We start from the raw sequence: 19,263 nt of genomic DNA, 5'->3' as shown, positions 1-19,263 counted from the left end.
AGGTTTAAGGCTTTAGCATGCGTCGATTGTTTATTTTGCTGTGTTTACTGGTCTCGGCCGTGGCCCAGGCGGGGAATAACCCGTTCGAGGTCAAGCCGGACTTCCTGCCGGTCGGCAAGGCTTTCGTGTTCACGTCACAACGTCTCGACTCCGGAGAGACCCAGCTCTATTGGCAAATCGCCGAGGGTTACTACCTCTATCAACAGCGGCTGAAACTCGATGGCCTGGCGGATGCGCACAAACCGCCGCTGCCCGAGGGCGAGGCCCATAGCGATGAGTTTTTCGGCGCCCAGCAAGTCTATCGCCAGGGCCTGGAACTGAAGATCCCGGCCGGCGCCAGCGGCAAGATCAAGGTCGGCTGGCAAGGCTGCGCCGACGCCGGCCTGTGCTACCCGCCGCAATCGCTGGAGGTTGACCTGGGGGGCAGCCCGGCGCTGGCCGGCAACACCCCGCAAGCAGCAGACCAGGCCCTGGCCAGCAGCCTGCAACAGCAGAGCCTGGGCTGGAGCCTGCTGCTGTTCTTCGGCCTGGGCCTGGTGCTGGCCTTTGCCCCGTGCTCGCTGCCGATGCTGCCGATCCTCGGCGGGCTGGTGGTGGGCAGTGGCGCCAGCCCCCGTCGCGGCCTGGCCTTGGCCAGCAGCTATGTGCTGAGCATGGCCCTGGTGTATGCCGCCATGGGCGTGATTGCCGCGCTGCTGGGCAGCAACCTGCAAGCCTGGCTGCAACAGCCCTGGGTCCTGGGCAGCTTCGCCGCGCTGTTCGTGCTGCTGGCGCTGCCGATGTTCGGTTTCTTCGAACTGCAACTGCCCGCCTTCCTCCGTGACCGCCTGGAAGACGCCAGCCGTCAGCGCCAGGGCGGCAGCCTGATCGGCTGCGGCATTCTCGGCGCCCTCTCCGCCTTGCTGGTCGGCCCGTGCATGACCGCGCCCCTGGCCGGCGGCCTGCTGTACATCGCCCAGACCGGCGACCTGGTATTCGGCGGCCTGGCCCTGTTTGCCCTGGGCCTGGGCATCGGCCTGCCGCTGTTGCTGCTGGTGACCGTGGGCAACCGTTTCCTGCCCAAGCCCGGGCCGTGGATGAACCTGCTCAAGGGCGCGTTCGGTTTCATGTTCCTCGGCACCGCGATCTACATGCTGCGACCGGTGCTGGACGCCAGCCTGTGGATGGGCTTGTGGGGCGCCCTGGGCCTGGTGCTGGCCTACGCCACCTGGCAACAACGGGCGATTGCCGGACGGCTGCTGCACCTGTTCGGTGCCGGCGCGCTGCTGCTCGGCCTGTGGGGCAGCCTGCTGGTAGTGGGCGCCGCCGGCGGCAGCGACAACCTGTGGCAACCCTTGCAGGTCTACAGCGGCGGCAACGTCGCCAGCGCCGCAACCGCCGACGAGGCGTTCCATACCGTCAAGACCCCGGCCGAGCTGCAAGGCGCCCTCGATAACGCCAAGGCCCAGGGCCAATGGGTGCTGCTGGACTACTACGCCGACTGGTGCGTGTCGTGCAAAATCATGGAGAAACAGGTGTTCGGCCAGGCCACTGTCATGCAGGCCCTGAGCGACGTGCGCCTGCTGCGCCTGGATGTCACCGCCGACAACGCCGACAGCCGCGAACTGCTCAACCGGTATAAAGTGCCGGGGCCGCCGAGCCTGCTGTGGATCGGCCCGGACGGCGAAGAACGTCGTAGCCAGCGGATCACCGGTGAGGTGGATGCCGCGGCTTTTCTGCAACGCTGGACCATCACCCGGGAAGCCCGTTGATGTTGACCTTTACCATCGGCACCTTTGCCATCGCCCTTAACCACCTGCTGTTGATCAGTGCATTGGCGCTCGCCACCCTGATTGGCTGGAGGGTGGCCAAGCGCGGTGGTGAAAACCCCGAATCGGTGCTGTTCAGCCTGTTCCTGCTCGGCCTGCTGGCTGCGCGCGCAAGCTTTGTGCTGGCCTACTGGAAACACTACCGCGATGACCTGTGGCAGATCGTCGACCTGCGCGACGGCGGCTTTCTGGTCTGGCCCGGGGTCATCGTCCTGGTGCTCGGGGCGCTGGCCTGGGGCTGGCGCCGGCCGGCACTGCGCCGGCCCCTGGGCGCCGGGGTCGGCAGCGGCCTGGCGTTCTGGCTGCTGGCCAGCCTGTCGCTGACCCTGTACGAGCAAGGCACGCGCCTGCCCGAGATCACCCTGCACAGCGCCACCGGCGAAAGCGTGCAGTTGACCGACTACCAGGGCGGCCCGCTGGTGATCAACCTCTGGGCCACCTGGTGCCCACCGTGCCGACGGGAAATGCCGGTGCTGGAAAAAGCCCAGCAGCAACGCCCGGACCTGACCTTTTTGTTCGTCAACCAGGCCGAAAGCATGCAAAGCGTCAGCACCTACCTGGCCACCCAGGGTCTGAACCTGAACAACGTGCTGTTCGACGGCAGCGGCCGCCTCGGCAAGGCCGTGGGTTCGATGGCGTTGCCGACTACTCTGTTCTATAGCGCCGACGGGCGCCTGTTGGGCAGCCATCTGGGCGAACTGTCCGAGGCCAGCCTGGCCCGCGCCCTGGAAAACTTCGACACGCCGCACACCTCGGCGCTCGCCCCTTCAAGGAAACTGCCATGCCCTTCATCCGCCACCTGCTGACCCTGTCCCTGGGCGCCGCCCTGCTGCCAGTAACCGCGCTGCACGCCGAGGAACTGCCGGCGCCGATCCGCAAGATCGAAGCCAAGGGCGCCAAGATCATCGGCAGCTTCGACGCCCCCAGCGGCCTCAAGGGCTACGCCGCGCAGTACCAGAACCGTGGCATGACCCTGTACCTGACCGCCGACGGCCAGCACGTGCTGCTGGGCAACCTGTACGACGCCGACGGCAAGGACCTGAGCGCCGAGCCCCTGCAAAAGCTGGTGTACGCGCCGATGTCCAAGGAAGTCTGGGCCAAGATGCAAGCCAGCAACTGGATCGCCGACGGCAACAAGGACGCACCGCGCACCGTGTACCTGTTCAGCGACCCCAATTGCCCGTACTGCAACATGTTCTGGGAACAGGCCCGGCCCTGGGTGAACGCGGGCAAGGTTCAGTTGCGGCACATCATGGTCGGCATCATCCGCGAAGACAGCCCGGGCAAATCCGCCGCCCTGCTCGCCGCCAAAGACCCGCAAAAAACCCTGGCCGACCACGAAAAAGCCGGCAAGGCCAGCACCCTCAAGCCCCTGGCGAAAATCCCGGCAGCGATCCAGGCCAAGCTCGACGCCAACATGAAACTGATGGAAGAACTCGAACTGTCCGCCACCCCGGCGATCTTCTACCTCGACGACAAGGGCGAGCTGCAACAGCAGCAAGGCGCGCCTTCACCGGACAAACTGCTGAAAATCCTCGGCCCGAAATAAGCCATACCGCCCGCCGCTTCCTGCGCGAAACGGCGGGCGGGCAACACCTTCAACCGCGCCGCCCCTCCCCTGATTTCCGCAGCAGGCAGAGGTGGATCAGCACCTCTGTGTCCGCGACCAAAGGCAAAAGGAAGCCAGGTTGATTGAGCCCTGTAGCCGCTGCCGCCAGGCTCGGGCCGCGTTCGGACGCTGGCCAGGACAGGCACCGTCAAGCGTCGGGATTACACCGCAACATCATTCACGGCGCTCGATGATATTCGGCAACTGTTCGGTCATGCCGTGCGCCGTCAAATACCGGGTCACTTCCTCGACCCAGGCGTCATTCGAGGCGATGCCGGCCCAGGCCTGGCTGCCGACTCGGTGGTAGGGGCGGTCGTCGAAGGTGTAGATCAGGCGCTGGTTGAATTGGCTCAGGTCGAGGTTGTTCTTTTCACTTTGACGCAGCAGGCCATTCAGGACTTTCTGTTCCTCTTCTTCATTGCGGCGGTAATGGGACAGTTTCGGCGAGCTGAGGACCAGGAACTGCGGCGCGACCTGTTCATCCAGGGCCGCCTGCAAGCGGTAATGGCCATCCAGGATCAGGTAGGCATTCAGGCCGCTGACGTACCACAGCAGGATCGGCGGCAGGCTGCCCTCGCGCGCCTTTTTGCGCCACCACTTCAGGCGTCCGGAAAACGGGTCCACCGCGTGCAGACCGACCACCGCCCCACCGCATTCCCCGAGTGCGACCCAGCGTGGCGCGCCGGGCTCCTGGTTGCTCAGGAGGTTGTCGCCCCGTATCGACCACTCAGGCAGATGGCTCAGGGCGTCCTGGCCGCCGACGAAATTCCAGCGCTGTTCCTGTGCCCACTGGCTCTGTATCAGCTTCAGCGGCTGATGCCACAAGCCGCGCACCAGCCAGTAGCCGGGGTACAGGAAATCGGGCTGCTGGTGCAGCAACTGGTCGATGAAAAACCGGCTCCAGGCCTTTAAGCGCAAGGCCGGCGCCAGTTGCGCATGCTGTTCGACCGTGGGCGAATCAATGGCCTCGACCAGGGTCAGCGGCAGTTGCTCGAGCAGGGTGTTGCGGATCAGCCACACCCCGTAAAAGCAGCGCGACAGGGTGCCCCAGAGCAGGGTCTGATCCCCCAGCACCAGTTGCATGCGCAGGTTGTCGCCGCTGAGCAGACGCAACGGCGGCTTGGCAGCGCACGGGCGCTTCACGTCCACGCCCAAACCGCTCCAGTTGCCTGCGAGGTCCTCGATATCACGCCAGAAAATCTGTTCCACCTTCACTCCTCAATCCCTGCCTGCCACTCGCGAGGCTCACGCCTTGCGCTGAATAATGTCCTGCAAATGCCCGGTTTCACCCTGGGCCTGCAAATGCCGGCTGACGTCATCGACCCAGGCCTGATCCGAACCGATCCCGACCCAGGTGTGGGTCTGCGGGGAATGCTCGGGGCGGTCGTCGAAGGCGTGGATCAGGACGTCATTCATGCTCGCCGGATCGAAGTTGGGGTACTTGTCGATCTGCCGGCGCAAGGTTTCCAGCACCTGCTGCTGCCAATCGGGGTCGGGCTGCACCGGCTGGATATGGGTGGAGCTGAGGACGATAAACTGCGGCGGGCGGTTTTCCTCGATCGCGGCCTGCAAGCGGTAATGGCCATCGAGCACCACATAGGCACTGAGGCCGCCGACGAACCACAACAGGATCGGCGGCAAGCTGCCCTCGCGCGCCTTCTTGCGCCACCACTTCAGGCGCCCGGCCGTGGGGTCGACGCGGCGCAGGCGCAGCAGGTTGCTGTCATGGGACCACCAGTTGATCCAGTGCACCGGCTCCACGGCCAGGTCGTCGGCCAGCGCCCTGCCCCGCAGGCGCCAGCCCGGCAGGTGGCTGGAGGTGTCGTCGATGGAGGCAAAGGACCAGGCCGCAACGCCGTTGCGCTCGATGCCACGAATGTTGTCCGGGTCCGGCAGCAGGCCCCGGGCAATCCAGTAGCCGGGGTAGAAGAAGTCCGTTTGCAGGCTGTGCAGCTGGCTGACGAAATGGCGACTCCAGGCCTTGAGCCGCACGTCCGGGGCCAGCGCCTGATGCTGTTCGACCTCTGCCGAGGAGATGCTCGGCAGCAGTTGCAGCGCCTCGGCCGCCTGGGCATTGCGGATCAGCCACACGCCGTCGCAATGACCGGCCATGGTCGCCCAGAACAGTGGCGTGGCGCCCAGCATCAGCTGCATCCGCCAGTTGTTGCCGGTCAGCAGGTGCAGCTTGGGCTTGCGCGCTTCGCCCTCGACCTGGACCCCGAGGCCGACCCAACGGCCTTGCCGACTCTCGATATCACGCCAGTAAAGCTGTGCCGTCATCGTCCCTGATCCTTGAAAGCCTGTCTGAAACAACAATGCCCGGCAGCGCCGCTGAAGGCGCTGTCAGGCAAGGGGCCGCGACTATAGCAAGAATTACAGGGGGAGACGGAGGCTGGGCTGACCTTCGATTCGCCTACCGCTGGGTTGGCGGATGGAGGGGACAGCGCAGCCTCGTGCCTCGGCAGCGGCGACAGGGTCAGGGGGTTAGAGGCCCTCCAGTTCGGCCATGAGATCGCTCAGGCGGTCGGCTTTTTCTTCATCGATTTCGCTGGTGCCCAGGCCCTCGATGTACTCGGCCAGTTCTTGCACCGTGCTGCACTCGAACATGGCCCGCAGCGGTACGTTGCGCTGCAGTTGCTTTTGCACCCGCGAGGCGATCTGCGTGGCCAGCAGCGAGTGCCCGCCGAGCTCGAAGAAGTTGTCGCGGATGCCCACCTGCTCGACCTTCAGCACCTCGGCCCAGATCGCGGCCAGGGTCTGCTCCAGTTCGTTGCGCGGTGCCAGGTAGTCCTGGCCTTGCAACTGGCCGATCTCCAGGGCCGGCAGGGCCTTGCGCTCGAGTTTGCCGTTGGCGTTCAAGGGCATGCGCTCCAGCCATAGCCAGTGCAGCGGCACCATGTATTCCGGCAGTTCGCTGCGCAGTTGCTGTTTGATCCGCTCCAGGCGTTCGCCGGGCGTGAGCGCCGAGTCACTGGCCACCAGGTAGCCCACCAGGTGCTTGCCATTGGCGCCTTCTTGCACCCCGACCGCCGCTTCGCGAACGTCCGGGTGCTCGTGCAGGCGGGCTTCGATTTCCCCCAGCTCGATGCGGTAGCCGCGGATTTTCACCTGGTGGTCGATGCGCCCGACGTACTCCAGCACACCGTCGCTGCGGCGCCGCGCCAGGTCGCCGGTGCGGTACAAACGCTCGCCCGGCGCGCCGAACGGGTTGGGCACGAACACCTGGGCGGTGCGCAGCGGATCGCTGACATAACCGCGCCCGACACCGGTGCCGGCCACGCACAATTCGCCGACCGCGCCCAGGGGCGCCAGGGCCAGGGCGTCGTCCACCAGGTACAGCAGGTTGTTGTCGGTGGGCGTGCCAATCGGCAGGTAACTGCCACGGGTCGAGGCCTGGTCGACGCGGAAGAACGCCACGTCATCGGAACATTCGGCCGGCCCGTAGGCATTGACCAAGCCCACCTGGGGATAACGCAGCAGCCACTGATGCGCCAGTTCCGGTGGCATCGCCTCGCCGGTGGGCAGCATCCAGCGCAGGCCGTCGAGCGCCACCGACTCCTGGGCGAGCATGCCCTGGATCAGTGACGGCACGCTTTCCAGCACGCTGATGCCCTGGGCCTGCACGTGTTCCAGCAAGCCCAGGGGATCGTGGGCCAGGGCGTTGGGCACGATGTCCACCCGCGCCCCGAACAGCGGCGCCGCGAGGAACTGCCAGACCGAAATATCAAAGCTCTGGGACGCCGTCTGGGCGATCACATCGGCCTCGCTCAGTTGCAGGTACGGCACCTTGCTCAACTGGTTATTGAGCATGCCGCGCTGCTCCACCATCACGCCCTTGGGCAGGCCGGTGGAACCCGAGGTGTAGATCACGTACGCCAGGTTGTCCGGGGCGCTGTAGCGGCCCGGGTTGCCCTCGGCAAAATCGCCGGCCTGCACCGCTTCCCACACCAGCAAGTGCGGGCGGTGGGCACAGGCCAACTCGTCGAGCAGGTGCTGCGCCTGTTCACGGCAGGCTTCGGTGCACACCAGCAACGGGGTCCGGCTCAGGTCGATGATGCGTTCCAGGCGCTGGCTCGGCAGGCCCGGGTCCAGGGGCAGGTAACCGGCCCCGGCCTTGAAGCTGCCGATGATCATGCCCAGCAGGTCCAGGCCACGCTCGGCCAGCAGCGCCACCGGTTGATCGAAGCCCACGCCCTTGGCCAGCAGGGCATGCCCCAGGCGGTTGCTGCGTCGGTTCAACTCGGCGTAGCTGTGGTGCTGATCCAGGCAGGTGGCGGCAATGCGTTGCGGATGGGCCACCACCTGCGCCTCGAACAGCTCGACGTAACTGCGCTCCAGTGGGTATTCATGGGCGCTCTGGTTGCAGTCGTGCAGCAGGAATTGCTGCTCCTGCTCGCCGAGCAATGGCAGGTCGGCCATGTCCCCGTGCAAGCCGTGCATCAACGCCAGCAGCAGGCGCTTGAACTCGCCCAGCATGCGCTGCACGGTGTTCTCGTCGAAGTAACGCTGGTCGTAAGAGAGGTGCAGCCCCAGGTCATCCCCCGGGTAGCACACCGCCGTCAGCGGGAAGTTGGTGTGGGTACGGCCCGAATCCGAGGTGGCATTGAGGCTTTGCGCACGGTCCAGCACCGAGACTTCCACCGGCGCGTTCTCGAACACAAACAGGCTGTCGAACAGCGGCTGGCCCTTGGGCAGTTCGCTGTGTTCCTGGATGCTCACCAGCGGCAGGTATTCGTACTCGCGCAGCTCCATGTTGCTGGCCAGCAACTCGCCGAGCCACTGACGCACGCTGCACGGCTGATCGTCGGCCGGCATCTTGACCCGCAGCGCGACGCTGTTGATAAACAGCCCCACCGTGCGTTGCATCTGCGGCATCTCTACCGGGCGTCCGGCCACGGTGACGCCGAACAGTACGTCGCGCTCGCCGCTCAAGCGCCGCAGCACCAGGGCCCAGGCCGCCTGGGCGAAGGTGTTGATGGTCAGCTGGTGCTGCTGCGCCAACTCGCGCAATTGCGCACCGTCGCGGGCATCGAGACGGGTGTAGCAGTCGCCGACGGTCATGCCACCGCTGTCTCCAGCATGTTCACGCAGGAAAGGCCGGTCGCTGGGGATCGGCGTCGTCTGCTCGAACCCTTGCAGGTTGCGCTGCCACCACTGGCGCGCCTCGGCCAGGCTCTGGCGTTGCAGCCAGCCGATGTAGTCGCGATAGCGCGGCGCCACCTCCAGCTGCGGGTCGCGGCCTTCGCCGAGGGCGCTGTAGATCTCGAAGAAGTCATTCATCAGCAACGAGCGGCACCAGGCATCGATCAGGATGTGGTGGTTGCTCATCATGAACCAGTAGCGGGTCGCGCCGACGCGGATCAGCCGCAGGTGGAACGGCGCCTGTTCCAGCAGTTCGAACCCGGCTTCGCGCTCACGCTTGAGCAGCGCTTGCAGTTGCGGTTCCTGCTCGGCCTCGGCCACCGCGGTCCAGTCCAGGTATTCGATCGGGGTGCTGCCCGGCTTGTGGATCACTTGCAGCATGTCTTCGCCGACGTTCCAGCAGAAGGACGCGCGCAAGGCTTCATGACGGGCGATCACCGCCTGCCAGGCCTGGGCGAAACGCTCGGGGTCGAGCGCGCTGTTGATGCGGTAGCGATCCTGCATGTAGTACAGGCCGGTGCCCGGCTCCAGCAGGGTGTGCAGCAGCATGCCTTCCTGCATCGGGGTCAGCGGGTACACGTCTTCGATCTGCGCCGCCGGCACCGGCAAACCGTCCAGCTGTGCCTGGGTCAGGCGGGCCAGGGGGAAGTCCGAAGGCGTCAGGCCGCCGGCATCGTCCTTGAGGCAATGGCCAATCAGGCTGCGCAGCTCGCCCAGGTAGGCCTCGGCCAGGTCGCTGATGGTCTGGCTGTCGAAGCGCTCGGCGCTGAAGGTCCAGCGCAGCACCAGTTCGCCGCCATACACCTGGCTGTCGACGCTCAGCTCGTTGGGCAGCGGCGCGTCCGGCGAGTGGGCCGGGCCCACCGGCTCTTCCAGCGGGCGGAACAGCGCGTCCTGGGCAAAGCTCTGGTCGAACTGCCCCAGGTAGTTGAAGGTGATCGGCGCCCGGGGCAAGGCGGCCAGGGTCTGGCGGCTCAGGTCATCGGCCAGGTAACGCAGCACGCCATAACCCAGGCCCTTGTGCGGCACGGCGCGCAATTGCTCCTTGATGGCCTTGATCGAGGCGCCCTGCCCGGCCGCTTCTTCGATCTGCAACGGGGTCAGGCGCAGCGGGTAGGCACTGGTGAACCAACCCACGCTGCGGGTCAGGTCGATGTCGTCGAACAGGGTTTCGCGGCCGTGGCCTTCGAGCTGGATCAACGCCGAGTCCTGCCCGGTCCAGCGGCACAGCACCCGCGCCAGGGCAGTCAGCAGCAGGTCGTTGACCTGGGTGCGGTAGGCGGCGGGCGCCTGTTGCAGCAGTTGCTGGGTGCACCGGGCATCCAGGGTCACGCTGACGGTCTGCCCATGCCGCTGTTGCTGCCCGCCCTGGGCGCGCTCCACCGGCAGCTCGGCGCTGGGGCCGGCCAGTTGATCCTGCCACCAGCCCAGTTCTTCGCGCAGGGACTCGCTGCCGGCATAGGCCTGCAAGCGCGCCGCCCAGTCGCGCAGGGCACTGGTTTTCAGCGGCAGGCGCGGCGCCTGCTGCTCGAGCAATTGGCGGTAGACGCTTTGCAGATCGTCCAGCAGCACGCGCCACGAGACCCCGTCGACCACCAGGTGGTGAATGGCAATCAACAGCCGTTGCTGGTCTTGCGGCCCGTCCACCAGCAGCGCCCGCAACAGCGGTCCCTGCTGCAGATCGAGGCTGCGCTGGGCATCGCTGAACAGTTCGAGGCAACGCTCCATGGACGGCACGCGCACGTGCCACAGCAGCGGCTCGTCACCCAGCGCCTGGTGTTCGGCCTGCCACGCGCCCGCGTCCCGGGTAAAGCGCAGGCGCAGGGCGTCGTGCTGCTCCAGCAGCGTCCGCAGGGCCTGCTCCAGGTGCTGCGGGTCCAGCGGCTGGGTCGGTTGCAGCAGCAAGGCCTGGTTCCAGTGCTGGCGCTCGGGGATGGCGCTGTCGAAGAACCAGTGCTGGATCGGCGTCAGGCCCGACGCGCCGCTGAGCAGGCCTTGCTCGGCGCTGACCTGCTGGCTGCGGCTGGCGACGGCGGCCAGGGTCTGCACGGTCTGGTGCTGGAACAGGTCACGCGGGCTGAAATGAATACCCAGCTGGCGCGCCCGGCTGACCACCTGGATCGACAGGATCGAGTCGCCCCCCAGTTCGAAGAAATTGTCGTTGAGGCCGACCTGGGTCAGGTTCAGCACTTCGCACCAGACCTGGGCCAGGGTCTGCTCCAACTCGTTGCTCGGCGCCACGTACTGCTGGCGGTTGAGCTCCGGGTCCGGCAGGGGCAAGGCGCGACGGTCGAGCTTGCCGTTGGCGGTCAGGGGCATGCTCGCCAGCAGGATCAGGTGGGTCGGCACCATGTAGTCCGGCAACTGGCTTTTCAGGTGCAGCTTGAGCGCGTCACGCAGGGCGTTCTGCTGCTCCGGGCCGTGCTCGGCTGCCTCGCTCACCAGGTACGCCGCCAACTGCCGGCCACCGGGCATCTCCAGCACCAGCACCACCGCCTCACGCACCGCGGCATGTTCCAGCAGGCGGGTCTCGATCTCCCCCAGTTCGATGCGGAAACCGCGAATTTTCACCTGATGGTCGATCCGCCCCAGGTATTCCACCAGGCCGTCGGCACGCTGGCGCACCAGGTCGCCGGTGCGGTACAGGCGCCCGCCCTCGGTGCTGAACGGGTCGGCGACAAAGCGCTCGGCACTCATGCCCGGACGCTGGTGATAGCCCTGGGCCAGGCCGGCACCGCCGACATACAGCTCACCGGTGGCACCTTGCGGCACCAGGGCCAGGTCGGCATCGAGAATGTAGGCGACACGGGCGCCGATCACGCTGCCGATGGGCACGCTGCCGACGCCCTCCTCCAGTACCTGGGGCGCGAGGCTGGCCAGGGGCATGACCACGGTTTCGGTGGGGCCGTAGGCGTTGAAGAACAGGCTCGGCTGGAACGCCGCGCGGATCCGGCTCAGGTGCTCGCCGGTCAAGGCTTCGCCGCCGGTGATGCACATGCGCACCGGCAGGGTTTCACCCTGGGTGGCCAGCCATTGCGCCAGCTGGCTGCCGTAGCTGGGGGTAAAGCCGAGGATGTTGATCCGGTGCTGGCGGATCAGTTGGCAGATCTCTTGCGCGTCCCACTGGCCCTGGGCCCGCAGCACCACATGGGCGCCGCTGAGCAGCGGCACCAGCAGGCGCTCGGTGGCGGCGTCGAAGTTGATCGAATAAAAGTGCAGCTCGCAATCGTCGGCACGCATGCCGAAACGCTCGATCACCGCCTGGCAATGCATGGCGATTTCGCCGTGGGCCACCACCACGCCCTTGGGCTTGCCGGTGGAACCCGAGGTGTAGATCAGGTAGGCCTGATGCTGCGCCAGGCTGATAAAGGGCAACTCACTGGCCGGGTAGTCGGCCAGCAGCGCGCCGTCGGCCTCCAGGCACCAGCGCCCGACCGTGGCCGGCAGCGGGCCCAGGGCCTCGAACATCGCGCGGTCGCTGAGCAGCAGGCCGATGCCGCTGTCTTCGATCATGTAATGCAGGCGGTCCAGCGGGTATTCCGGGTCCAGAGGCACGTAGGCGCCGCCGGCCTTGAGGATCGCCAGCAAGCCGATGACCATTTCCAGGGAACGCGGCAGGGCCAGCCCGACCCGGACCTGGGGGCCAACCCCACGCTCGCGGAGCATCCAGGCCAGACGATTGGCGCGGCTGTCGAGTTCGCTGTAGCTCAGGGTCTGCCCGGCAAAGGTCAGGGCCGGCGCGTCCTGGCGACGCTGCGCCTGCTGGCTGAACAGCTGCTGGATGCACTGGTCGAGACGATGCACCCCAGGCTCGATGCCCAGGCTGTCCAGCAGGTGCTGTTGCTCGCCGGCGTCCAGCAGCGGCAGTTCGCTCAGGCGCTGCTGCGGATTGGCAATCAGCGCCTGCAACAGGTTGCGCCAGTGCCCGGCCATCCGCGCAATGCGCGGCTCGTCGAACAGGTCGGTGCTGTAGGTCAGGCAGCACCCCAGGCGATGGTCGAGGTCGGTGACTTCCAGGTTGAGGTCGAACTTGGTCGCCCGCGCATCGTTGGCCAGGTACTCCACGCTCATCCCGGCCAGTTGCCGGCGTTGCTGGAACTCCCAGCGCTGCACATTGCACATCACCTGGAACAACGGGTTGTAGGCGGCGCTGCGTGGCGGTTGCAGGGCTTCCACCAGGTGGTCGAACGGCAGGTCCTGATGGGACTGGCCCTCGATCACGGTGTGCCGCACCTGCTCGAACAGCTGGGCCACGCTCATCTGCCCGTCGAGCTGGCAACGCAGGACCTGGGTATTGAGGAAGGCACCGATCAGCCCTTCGCTTTCCGGGCGGATGCGGTTGGCCACCGGCGCGCCGATGCGCAGGTCGGTCTGGCCGCTGTAGCGGTACAGCAGCACTGCCAGGGTCGCGGTCATGGTCATGAACAGGGTCAGACCCTGTTGCGCATTGAAGGCCCGGACCCGCGCCGCCAAGTCGTCACTCAGGTCGAAGCGGTACAGCTCGCCCTGATGGCTTTGCACCGGCGGCCGCGGCCGGTCGCTGGGCAACTCCAGCAGCGGGTGCTCGTAGCCCAGTTGCGTGGTCCAGTAGTCGAGCTGGCGCTGGCGTTCGCCGGCCTCCAGCCACTGGCGCTGCCACACGCTGTAGTCCAGGTACTGCACCGGCAAGGGTTCCAGGGGCGACTCGCGGTCGTCGATAAAGGCTTCGTACAGCGCGCTCAGTTCCCGGGCGAAAATATCCATCGCCCAGCCTTCGGTGACGATGTGGTGCAGGGTCAGGACCAGGTAGTGCTCCTGCTCGCCGGCCTTGACCAGGCACACCCGCAGCAGCGGGCCGGTCTCCAGGTTGAACGGTGTATGCGCCTCGCTGTCGGCCAGTTGCTGCAGGCGCGACTCCCGGGCCGCCGCGTCGAGCGCGGAAAAATCCTTCCAGGCCATGCGCACCGCGCTTTGCCCGTGCACCTGTTGCCGGGCCACGCCGTCGACGCTGGGGAAGGTGGTGCGCAAGGTTTCGTGGCGCATGATCAGCGCCTGCAATGCCGCCTCGAAACGCCCGATATCCAGCACACCGCTGAAACGCGCCATGCCGCCGACGTTATAGGCCGGGCTGTCGGGCTCCATTTGCCACAGGAACCACATGCGCTGCTGAGAATAGGACAGCGGCACCGGCAGGCTGCGGTCGACCTTGGCAATCGGCGGCTGCTGATTGCGTTGCCCCGCTTGCTGGATCAACCGCACCTGTTCGGCAAAGTCCCCCAGCTCGCTGGCTTCGAACAGCACCCGCAGCGGCAGCTCGACATCACAGGCCTGGCGGGTGCGGGAAATAATCTGGGTGGCGAGCAGCGAGTGGCCGCCCAGGGCGAAGAAATCGTCACGCAGGCCGATCCGCTCCTGGCCCAGCACGTCACGCCAGACCCCGGCGATTTGCTGTTCTAGGGCGCTGCTCGGCTCGACGTGCTCGCGCACCTGCCACTGCGGCTCGGGCAAGGCACGGCGCTCGAGTTTGCCGCTGGGGCTCAGGGGCATGGCCACCAGGCGCAGCAGTTGCGCCGGCACCATGTAGTCCGGCAGTTCGGCGGCCAGGGCCGCTTTAAGGCGGGCGCTCTGTGCGGGCTCATCCTCGCAACGGTTGCTGGCGGTGTAGTAACCGATCAGCTGCGCCCCGGCCACGGTGTCGCGCACCAGTACCGCAGCCTGGGCCACGCCGTCCTGGGCCAGCAGCCGTGCTTCGATTTCCTGCGGCTCGACGCGAAAGCCCCGCAGCTTGACCTGCTGGTCGAGGCGCCCGAGGTATTCGAGCACGCCCTCGCGGCTCCAGCGCACCCGGTCGCCGGTGCGGTACAGGCGCTCGCCGCTGACACTCAGCGGGTCGACCACAAAACGTTCGGCGGTCAGCGCCGGACGTCCCAGGTAGCCACGGGCCAGGCCGTTGCCGCTGATGCACAGTTCGCCCGGGACGCCGGCAGGCAATGGGTTGAGGTCGTGGTCGAGCACGCGGCAAATCACATTGCCCAGGGGCCGGCCGATGGGCGAACGCTCGCCGTCGGCATCGGTGCAGTGCCAGTGGGTGACGTTGATCGCGGTCTCGGTCGGGCCATAGCGGTTGTGCAGTTGCACCTGCGGCAGTTGCTCCAGGACTCGGCTGCGCAATTGGGCAGGCAAGGCTTCGCCCCCGGAGAACAGGCGGCGCAGGCTTGTGCACTGGGCGGCCAGGGGCTCATCGATAAACAGCTGCAACAGCGGCGGCACAAAATGCAGGGTGGTCACGCCGTAGTCCTGCACCAGGCGGGCGATACGGTGCGGGTCGCGATGCTCGCCGGGGGCGGCGATCAGCAACTGGCAACCGGTGATCAGCGGCCAGAAGCACTCCCAGACCGACACGTCAAAACTGACGGGCGCCTTTTGCATCAGCACGTCGCTGGCGTCCAGGCAGTAGGTGGCCTGCATCCACTGCAAGCGTTCGCTCAGCGCCTGGTGGGTCACGCCCACGCCCTTGGGCTGGCCGGTGGAGCCGGAGGTGTAAATCACGTAGGCCAGGTGCGCGCCATCCAGGTGCAGGCCCGGGGCCTGGCTCGGCCAGGTGTCGAGCTTGAGGCTGTCCATGGCGATGGTGCTGACGCCCGCGGCCTGGGGCAGGCGCTCGAGCAGGTGGGTCTGGGTCAACAGCAGCTCGACGCCGCTGTCGCCCAGCATGTAGGCCAAGCGCTCGACGGGGTAATCCGCATCCAGCGGCACATAGGCGCCACCGGCCTTGAGGATCGCCAACAGGCCGATCAGCAGGTGCGGCGAACGCTCGGCGGCAATCGCCACCCGCACATCCGGGCCCACACCCTTGTCGCGCAGGTAATGGGCCAGGCGGTTGGCCTGGGTGTGCAGCTCGGCAAAGCTCATCTTGCCGCCGTCCCACAGCAGGGCATTGCGCTCCGGGGTCAGCCGCGCCTGTTCGCACAGCAGCTCCGGCAGCCAGCGCGTGGCCGGGGTGCAGGCTGCGTTGCTCCAGTGCAGTTGCTGAGCCTGCTCGGCCGGGTTGAGCAGTTGCAGGTCGCCGATGGCGGTGTCCGGCTGCTCGCAGGCCTGTTGCAGCAGGCTCACAAAATGCTCGGCCAGACGCTCGATGGTGGCGGCGTCGAACAATTCATCGGCGTAGTCGAAGGCCAGGCTCAGGCGCCCGTTGCGGTCTTCGTCGCTGTGCAGTTGCAGGTCGAACTTGGCTTCGCGGCTGTGCCACGGCAACTCTTCGGCCAGCAGCCCGGGCAGCCGGCGCAAGGCGCTGAGATCGCGTTGCTGGTGGTTGAACATGACCTGGAACAGGCCCTGCTCCCGCGCCTGGGGGAAGGCTTCCAGCAGTTGCTCGAACGGCAGGTCCTGATGGGCCTGGGCTTGCAGTGCGGCTTGCCGGGTCTGTTGCAGCAGCTCGGCGAACGACAGCCGCGAATCGATGCTGGCGCGCAGCACCTGGGTGTTGATAAAGAAGCCGATCAGGCCCTGGGTTTCCAGGCGCGGGCGGTTGGCATTGGGCACGCCGATGCGTATGTCGCGCTGGCCGCTGTAGCGATACAACAGGCTCTGGAACGCCGTCAGCAGCACCATGAAGGTGGTCGATTGCTGGGCCTGGGCGGCCTGGCGCACGGCCTCGCTCAGGCTCGCGCCCAGGCGCAGGCTGTGGCGTGCGGCGCTGCGGGTGAGTTGCGCCGCGCGCGGGTGGTCGGTGGCCAGTTCCAGGCTCGGGTGCTCGTCCCCCAGTTGTTGTTTCCAGTACGCCAGTTGGCGCTCGCCCTCGCCCTGGGCCAGCCACTGGCGCTGCCAACTGCCGTAGTCGGCGTACTGCAACGGCAGGGGCGCAAGCGTCGCCACCTGCCCCTGGGAGGCCGCCGCATACAGGCGCGAAAACTCGTCGATCAGCAGGTTCAGCGACCAACCGTCGGCAATGATGTGGTGCAAGGTCACCAGCAGTTGGTGTTCTTCGTCGTCCAGGCGCAGCAAAGTGACCCACAGCAGCGGGCCGTGCTCCAGGTCGAACTGGGTGCGAGCTTCGTCCTCGCGGATCTGCTGGGCCCGGGCTTCGCGCTCGGCCGGCGGCAGGTCGCCGAGGTCGATCAATTGCAGGTTGAATTCCGCGCTCGGGGCCACCTGTTGCAGGGCCTGGCCGTCGCGTTCGAAAAAGTGCGTGCGCAGCGATTCATGGCGCTCGATCAATTGCTCGAAGCTGCTGCGCAGGGCATCCGGGTCCAGTTCGCCGCGCAGGCGCAAACCGGCGGGAATGTTGTAGGCCGTGCTCTGCGGGTCGAGTTGCCAGGTGATCCACAGCCGGTTCTGGGCTAGGGACTGCGGCAGGGCCTCGCTGCGGGACAAGGCACCAATGGCGCCCTGGGCCAGGCCGCCATCCTGTTGCAGGCGCGCCACCTGGGCAGCAAAGCCGGCCAGGGTCGGCGCCTCGAACAGCAACCGCAGGTTCAGCTCCAGGCCCAGGGCTTCCCGCAGGCGCGCCACCACCTGGGTCGCGGCAATCGAGTTGCCGCCCAGCAGGAAGAAGTGATCATCGGCCGCGACGTGGGGCACGTGCAGCTGCTCGGCCCAGATCTGCGCGATCACCGCGTGCAGCTCACTGCTGCCCTGCTCGGCCGGGGCCGACTCAACGGCGCCATTGAGCGACGGCGGGAACACTCCATAGTGATCCAGGCTGCCCTCGGCCAGGCGCGTGCGGCAGGCCGAACGCTGCAGTTTGCCGCTGGAGGTCTTGGGCAACGCCCCCGGGTTGAGCAGCAGCACCACGCTCGGCGCTTCCTGATAGGCCTCGGCCACGGCCTGGCGAATCAGTTTGATCAAGGCCTCGGGGGCCAGGATTTTCTGCACGCTGCGGCTGATCTCCGCGGCAATCCCGATGCCCTCCACGCCCTGCTCGGTGACGGCGAACGCCGCGACCCGGCCTTTGCGCACCACCTCCACTTCCCGCTCGATGGTTTGCTCGATGTCCTGTGGATAAAGATTGTGCCCGCGCACGATCAGCAGGTCTTTCAGGCGCCCGCTGATGTACAGCTCGCCAGCGCGCATAAAGCCCAGGTCGCCGGTGCGCAGCCAGGTGCGACCGGCGTGCTGGACAAAGGTCTTGGCGCTGGCTTCGGGGTTGCGCCAGTAACCGTGGGCGATGCTCGGGCCGGCGGCCCAGACTTCGCCCACCTGGTTCTCGGCCAGTTCGGCCAGTGTGTGAGGGTCGACGATCAGCACCGCGTGCAGCGGCTGGCTGCTGCCGCAACTCATCAGCGCGTTGCCGCTGCCCGGCTCGGCGCAGTTGCGCGCCAGGGCCTGGTCATCCAGGCGCAACGCCGGGATGCCCTGGCCACGGGTGCCGCCGGCCACGAACAAGGTGGCCTCGGCCAAACCATAAGAGGCAAAGAACTGATGGGAGGTGAATCCACAGGCGGCGAATTTCTCGGCGAAACGCTCCAGGGTGTCCAGGCGAATCGGCTCGGAACCGGAATAGGCCACGCGCCAGCGGCTCAGGTCCAGGCGCGCCAGGGCCGACTCGCTGACCCGCTCGCTGCACAGGCGGTAGGCGAAATCCGGGCCACCGCTGATGGTGCCGCCGTACTCGCTGATCGCCTCCAGCCAGCGCAGGGGCCGACCGAGGAAATAGCCCGGGGACATCAGGACACAGGGCACGCCACTGAAGATCGGTTGCAGCAAGCCGCCGATCAGGCCCATGTCGTGGTACAGCGGCAGCCAGCTGACGATCACGTCATCGGGGTTGAGGTCGATGCCAAAGCCGCGACGGATCAGCAGTTCGTTGGCCACCAGGTTGCCATGGCTGACTTGCACACCCTTGGGCAGCGCCGTGGAACCGGAGGTGTATTGCAGGAAGGCGATATCGTCGGCCGCCAGCTCAACGGCCCGCCAGCCCTGGGCCAGGCTCGGGTCCAGCGTGTCGACACAAAGCAGGGGCGGTGCACCGGGGGCTTGCAGCTCTGCCATCTGCAGCAGGGATTCGCGCAGGCTGGCGCTGGTCAGCAGCAGCCTGGGCTCGGCGTCGGCGATGATCGAGATCAGCCGCTCCTGGTGATGGCGCCGGCTCGACTCCGGTGGATAAGCCGGGACCGCAATCACCCCGGCGTACAGGCAGGCAAAAAACGCCGCGACATAATCCGGCCCGCTGGGGAACAGCAGCACCGCCCGATCGCCCAGCTCGGCGTTGGCTTGCAGGGCCGCAGCCAGGGTCCGCGCGCGCAGGTCGAGGTCGCGGTAAGTCAGGACCACGTTCTGATCCTGGTCTTCGGCAAGAAAGCGCAAGGCCACTTGATCGGGCGTCTGAGCCGCCCGGCGTTGAAGGGCGTGGGCCAGGGTGCTGGGGAGTTCGAACGCGTCCGTCATGGGGTTTCCTGCCAGGATTATGCTTGCAATTGGTGTCGATCCGGGAGCTGCCGCGCGCCTCACAACCCTTTTATAAACAAAGGGTTATGCCGATATACGGAAGGTTTTCAGCGCTGCATGACAAGGCTTTTGGCCCGTGACCTTTCTCCAATGAGAACGGATGACGTCTTGAAATAATTAGTCGCCATCCTGCCCTCCCAAGGCTCGGCGCCGGGGTCAGACGTGCAGCAGTTCTCAATCTGCACCTTAGGGGAGCATTAATTCTCTTTCTCAATTGACAATCATTATCATTCAGCCTAATTTGTCGCTCGATGTGTAGGACGAGTCCCAATCTTCTGT

The 19,263-nt window shown here is 66.5% G+C and carries 6 protein-coding genes; 3 read left to right on the top strand and 3 right to left on the bottom strand.

Going from position 1 to position 19,263, the window contains the following annotated elements; translation table 11 throughout:
* The first annotated feature begins 17 nt into the window (after positions 1-17).
* From dsbD to dsbG, 3 genes are read left to right on the top strand one after another with little or no spacing between them, the layout of a single operon-like run.
* Positions 18-1,751, top strand: a complete 1,734-nt coding sequence (gene dsbD, locus CF161_RS26710) for a protein-disulfide reductase DsbD (protein ID WP_020299752.1) — start codon at positions 18-20, stop codon at positions 1,749-1,751.
* On the top strand, positions 1,751-2,614 hold the full coding sequence (locus CF161_RS26705; protein ID WP_020299751.1) for a TlpA disulfide reductase family protein: 864 nt from the start codon (positions 1,751-1,753) through the stop codon (positions 2,612-2,614). Before dsbD ends, CF161_RS26705 begins: the two co-directional genes overlap by 1 nt.
* Positions 2,590-3,357, top strand: a complete 768-nt coding sequence (dsbG, locus tag CF161_RS26700; RefSeq protein ID WP_020299750.1) for a thiol:disulfide interchange protein DsbG — start codon at positions 2,590-2,592, stop codon at positions 3,355-3,357. The genes CF161_RS26705 and dsbG overlap by 25 nt, the downstream gene beginning before the upstream one ends.
* A 234-nt stretch (positions 3,358-3,591) precedes the next feature.
* Here dsbG and CF161_RS26695 read toward each other — a convergent pair whose 3' ends face one another.
* The 3 genes from CF161_RS26695 to CF161_RS26685 form a co-directional block, all read right to left on the bottom strand.
* Entirely contained in the window at positions 3,592-4,626 is a 1,035-nt protein-coding gene (locus CF161_RS26695; protein WP_043230521.1) for a hypothetical protein, read from the bottom strand.
* 36 nt (positions 4,627-4,662) lie between these two features.
* Positions 4,663-5,697, bottom strand: a complete 1,035-nt coding sequence (locus CF161_RS26690) for a hypothetical protein (protein WP_020299748.1) — start codon at positions 5,695-5,697, stop codon at positions 4,663-4,665.
* A gap of 204 nt (positions 5,698-5,901) precedes the next feature.
* On the bottom strand, positions 5,902-18,924 hold the full coding sequence (locus CF161_RS26685) for a non-ribosomal peptide synthetase (RefSeq protein WP_020299747.1): 13,023 nt from the start codon (positions 18,922-18,924) through the stop codon (positions 5,902-5,904).
* Between the last annotated feature and the right edge of the window lie 339 nt (positions 18,925-19,263).

The organism is Pseudomonas sp. CF161, assembly GCF_000416215.1.
GTDB lineage: Bacteria > Pseudomonadota > Gammaproteobacteria > Pseudomonadales > Pseudomonadaceae > Aquipseudomonas.
This window is presented reverse-complemented; position numbering and strand designations above follow the sequence as displayed.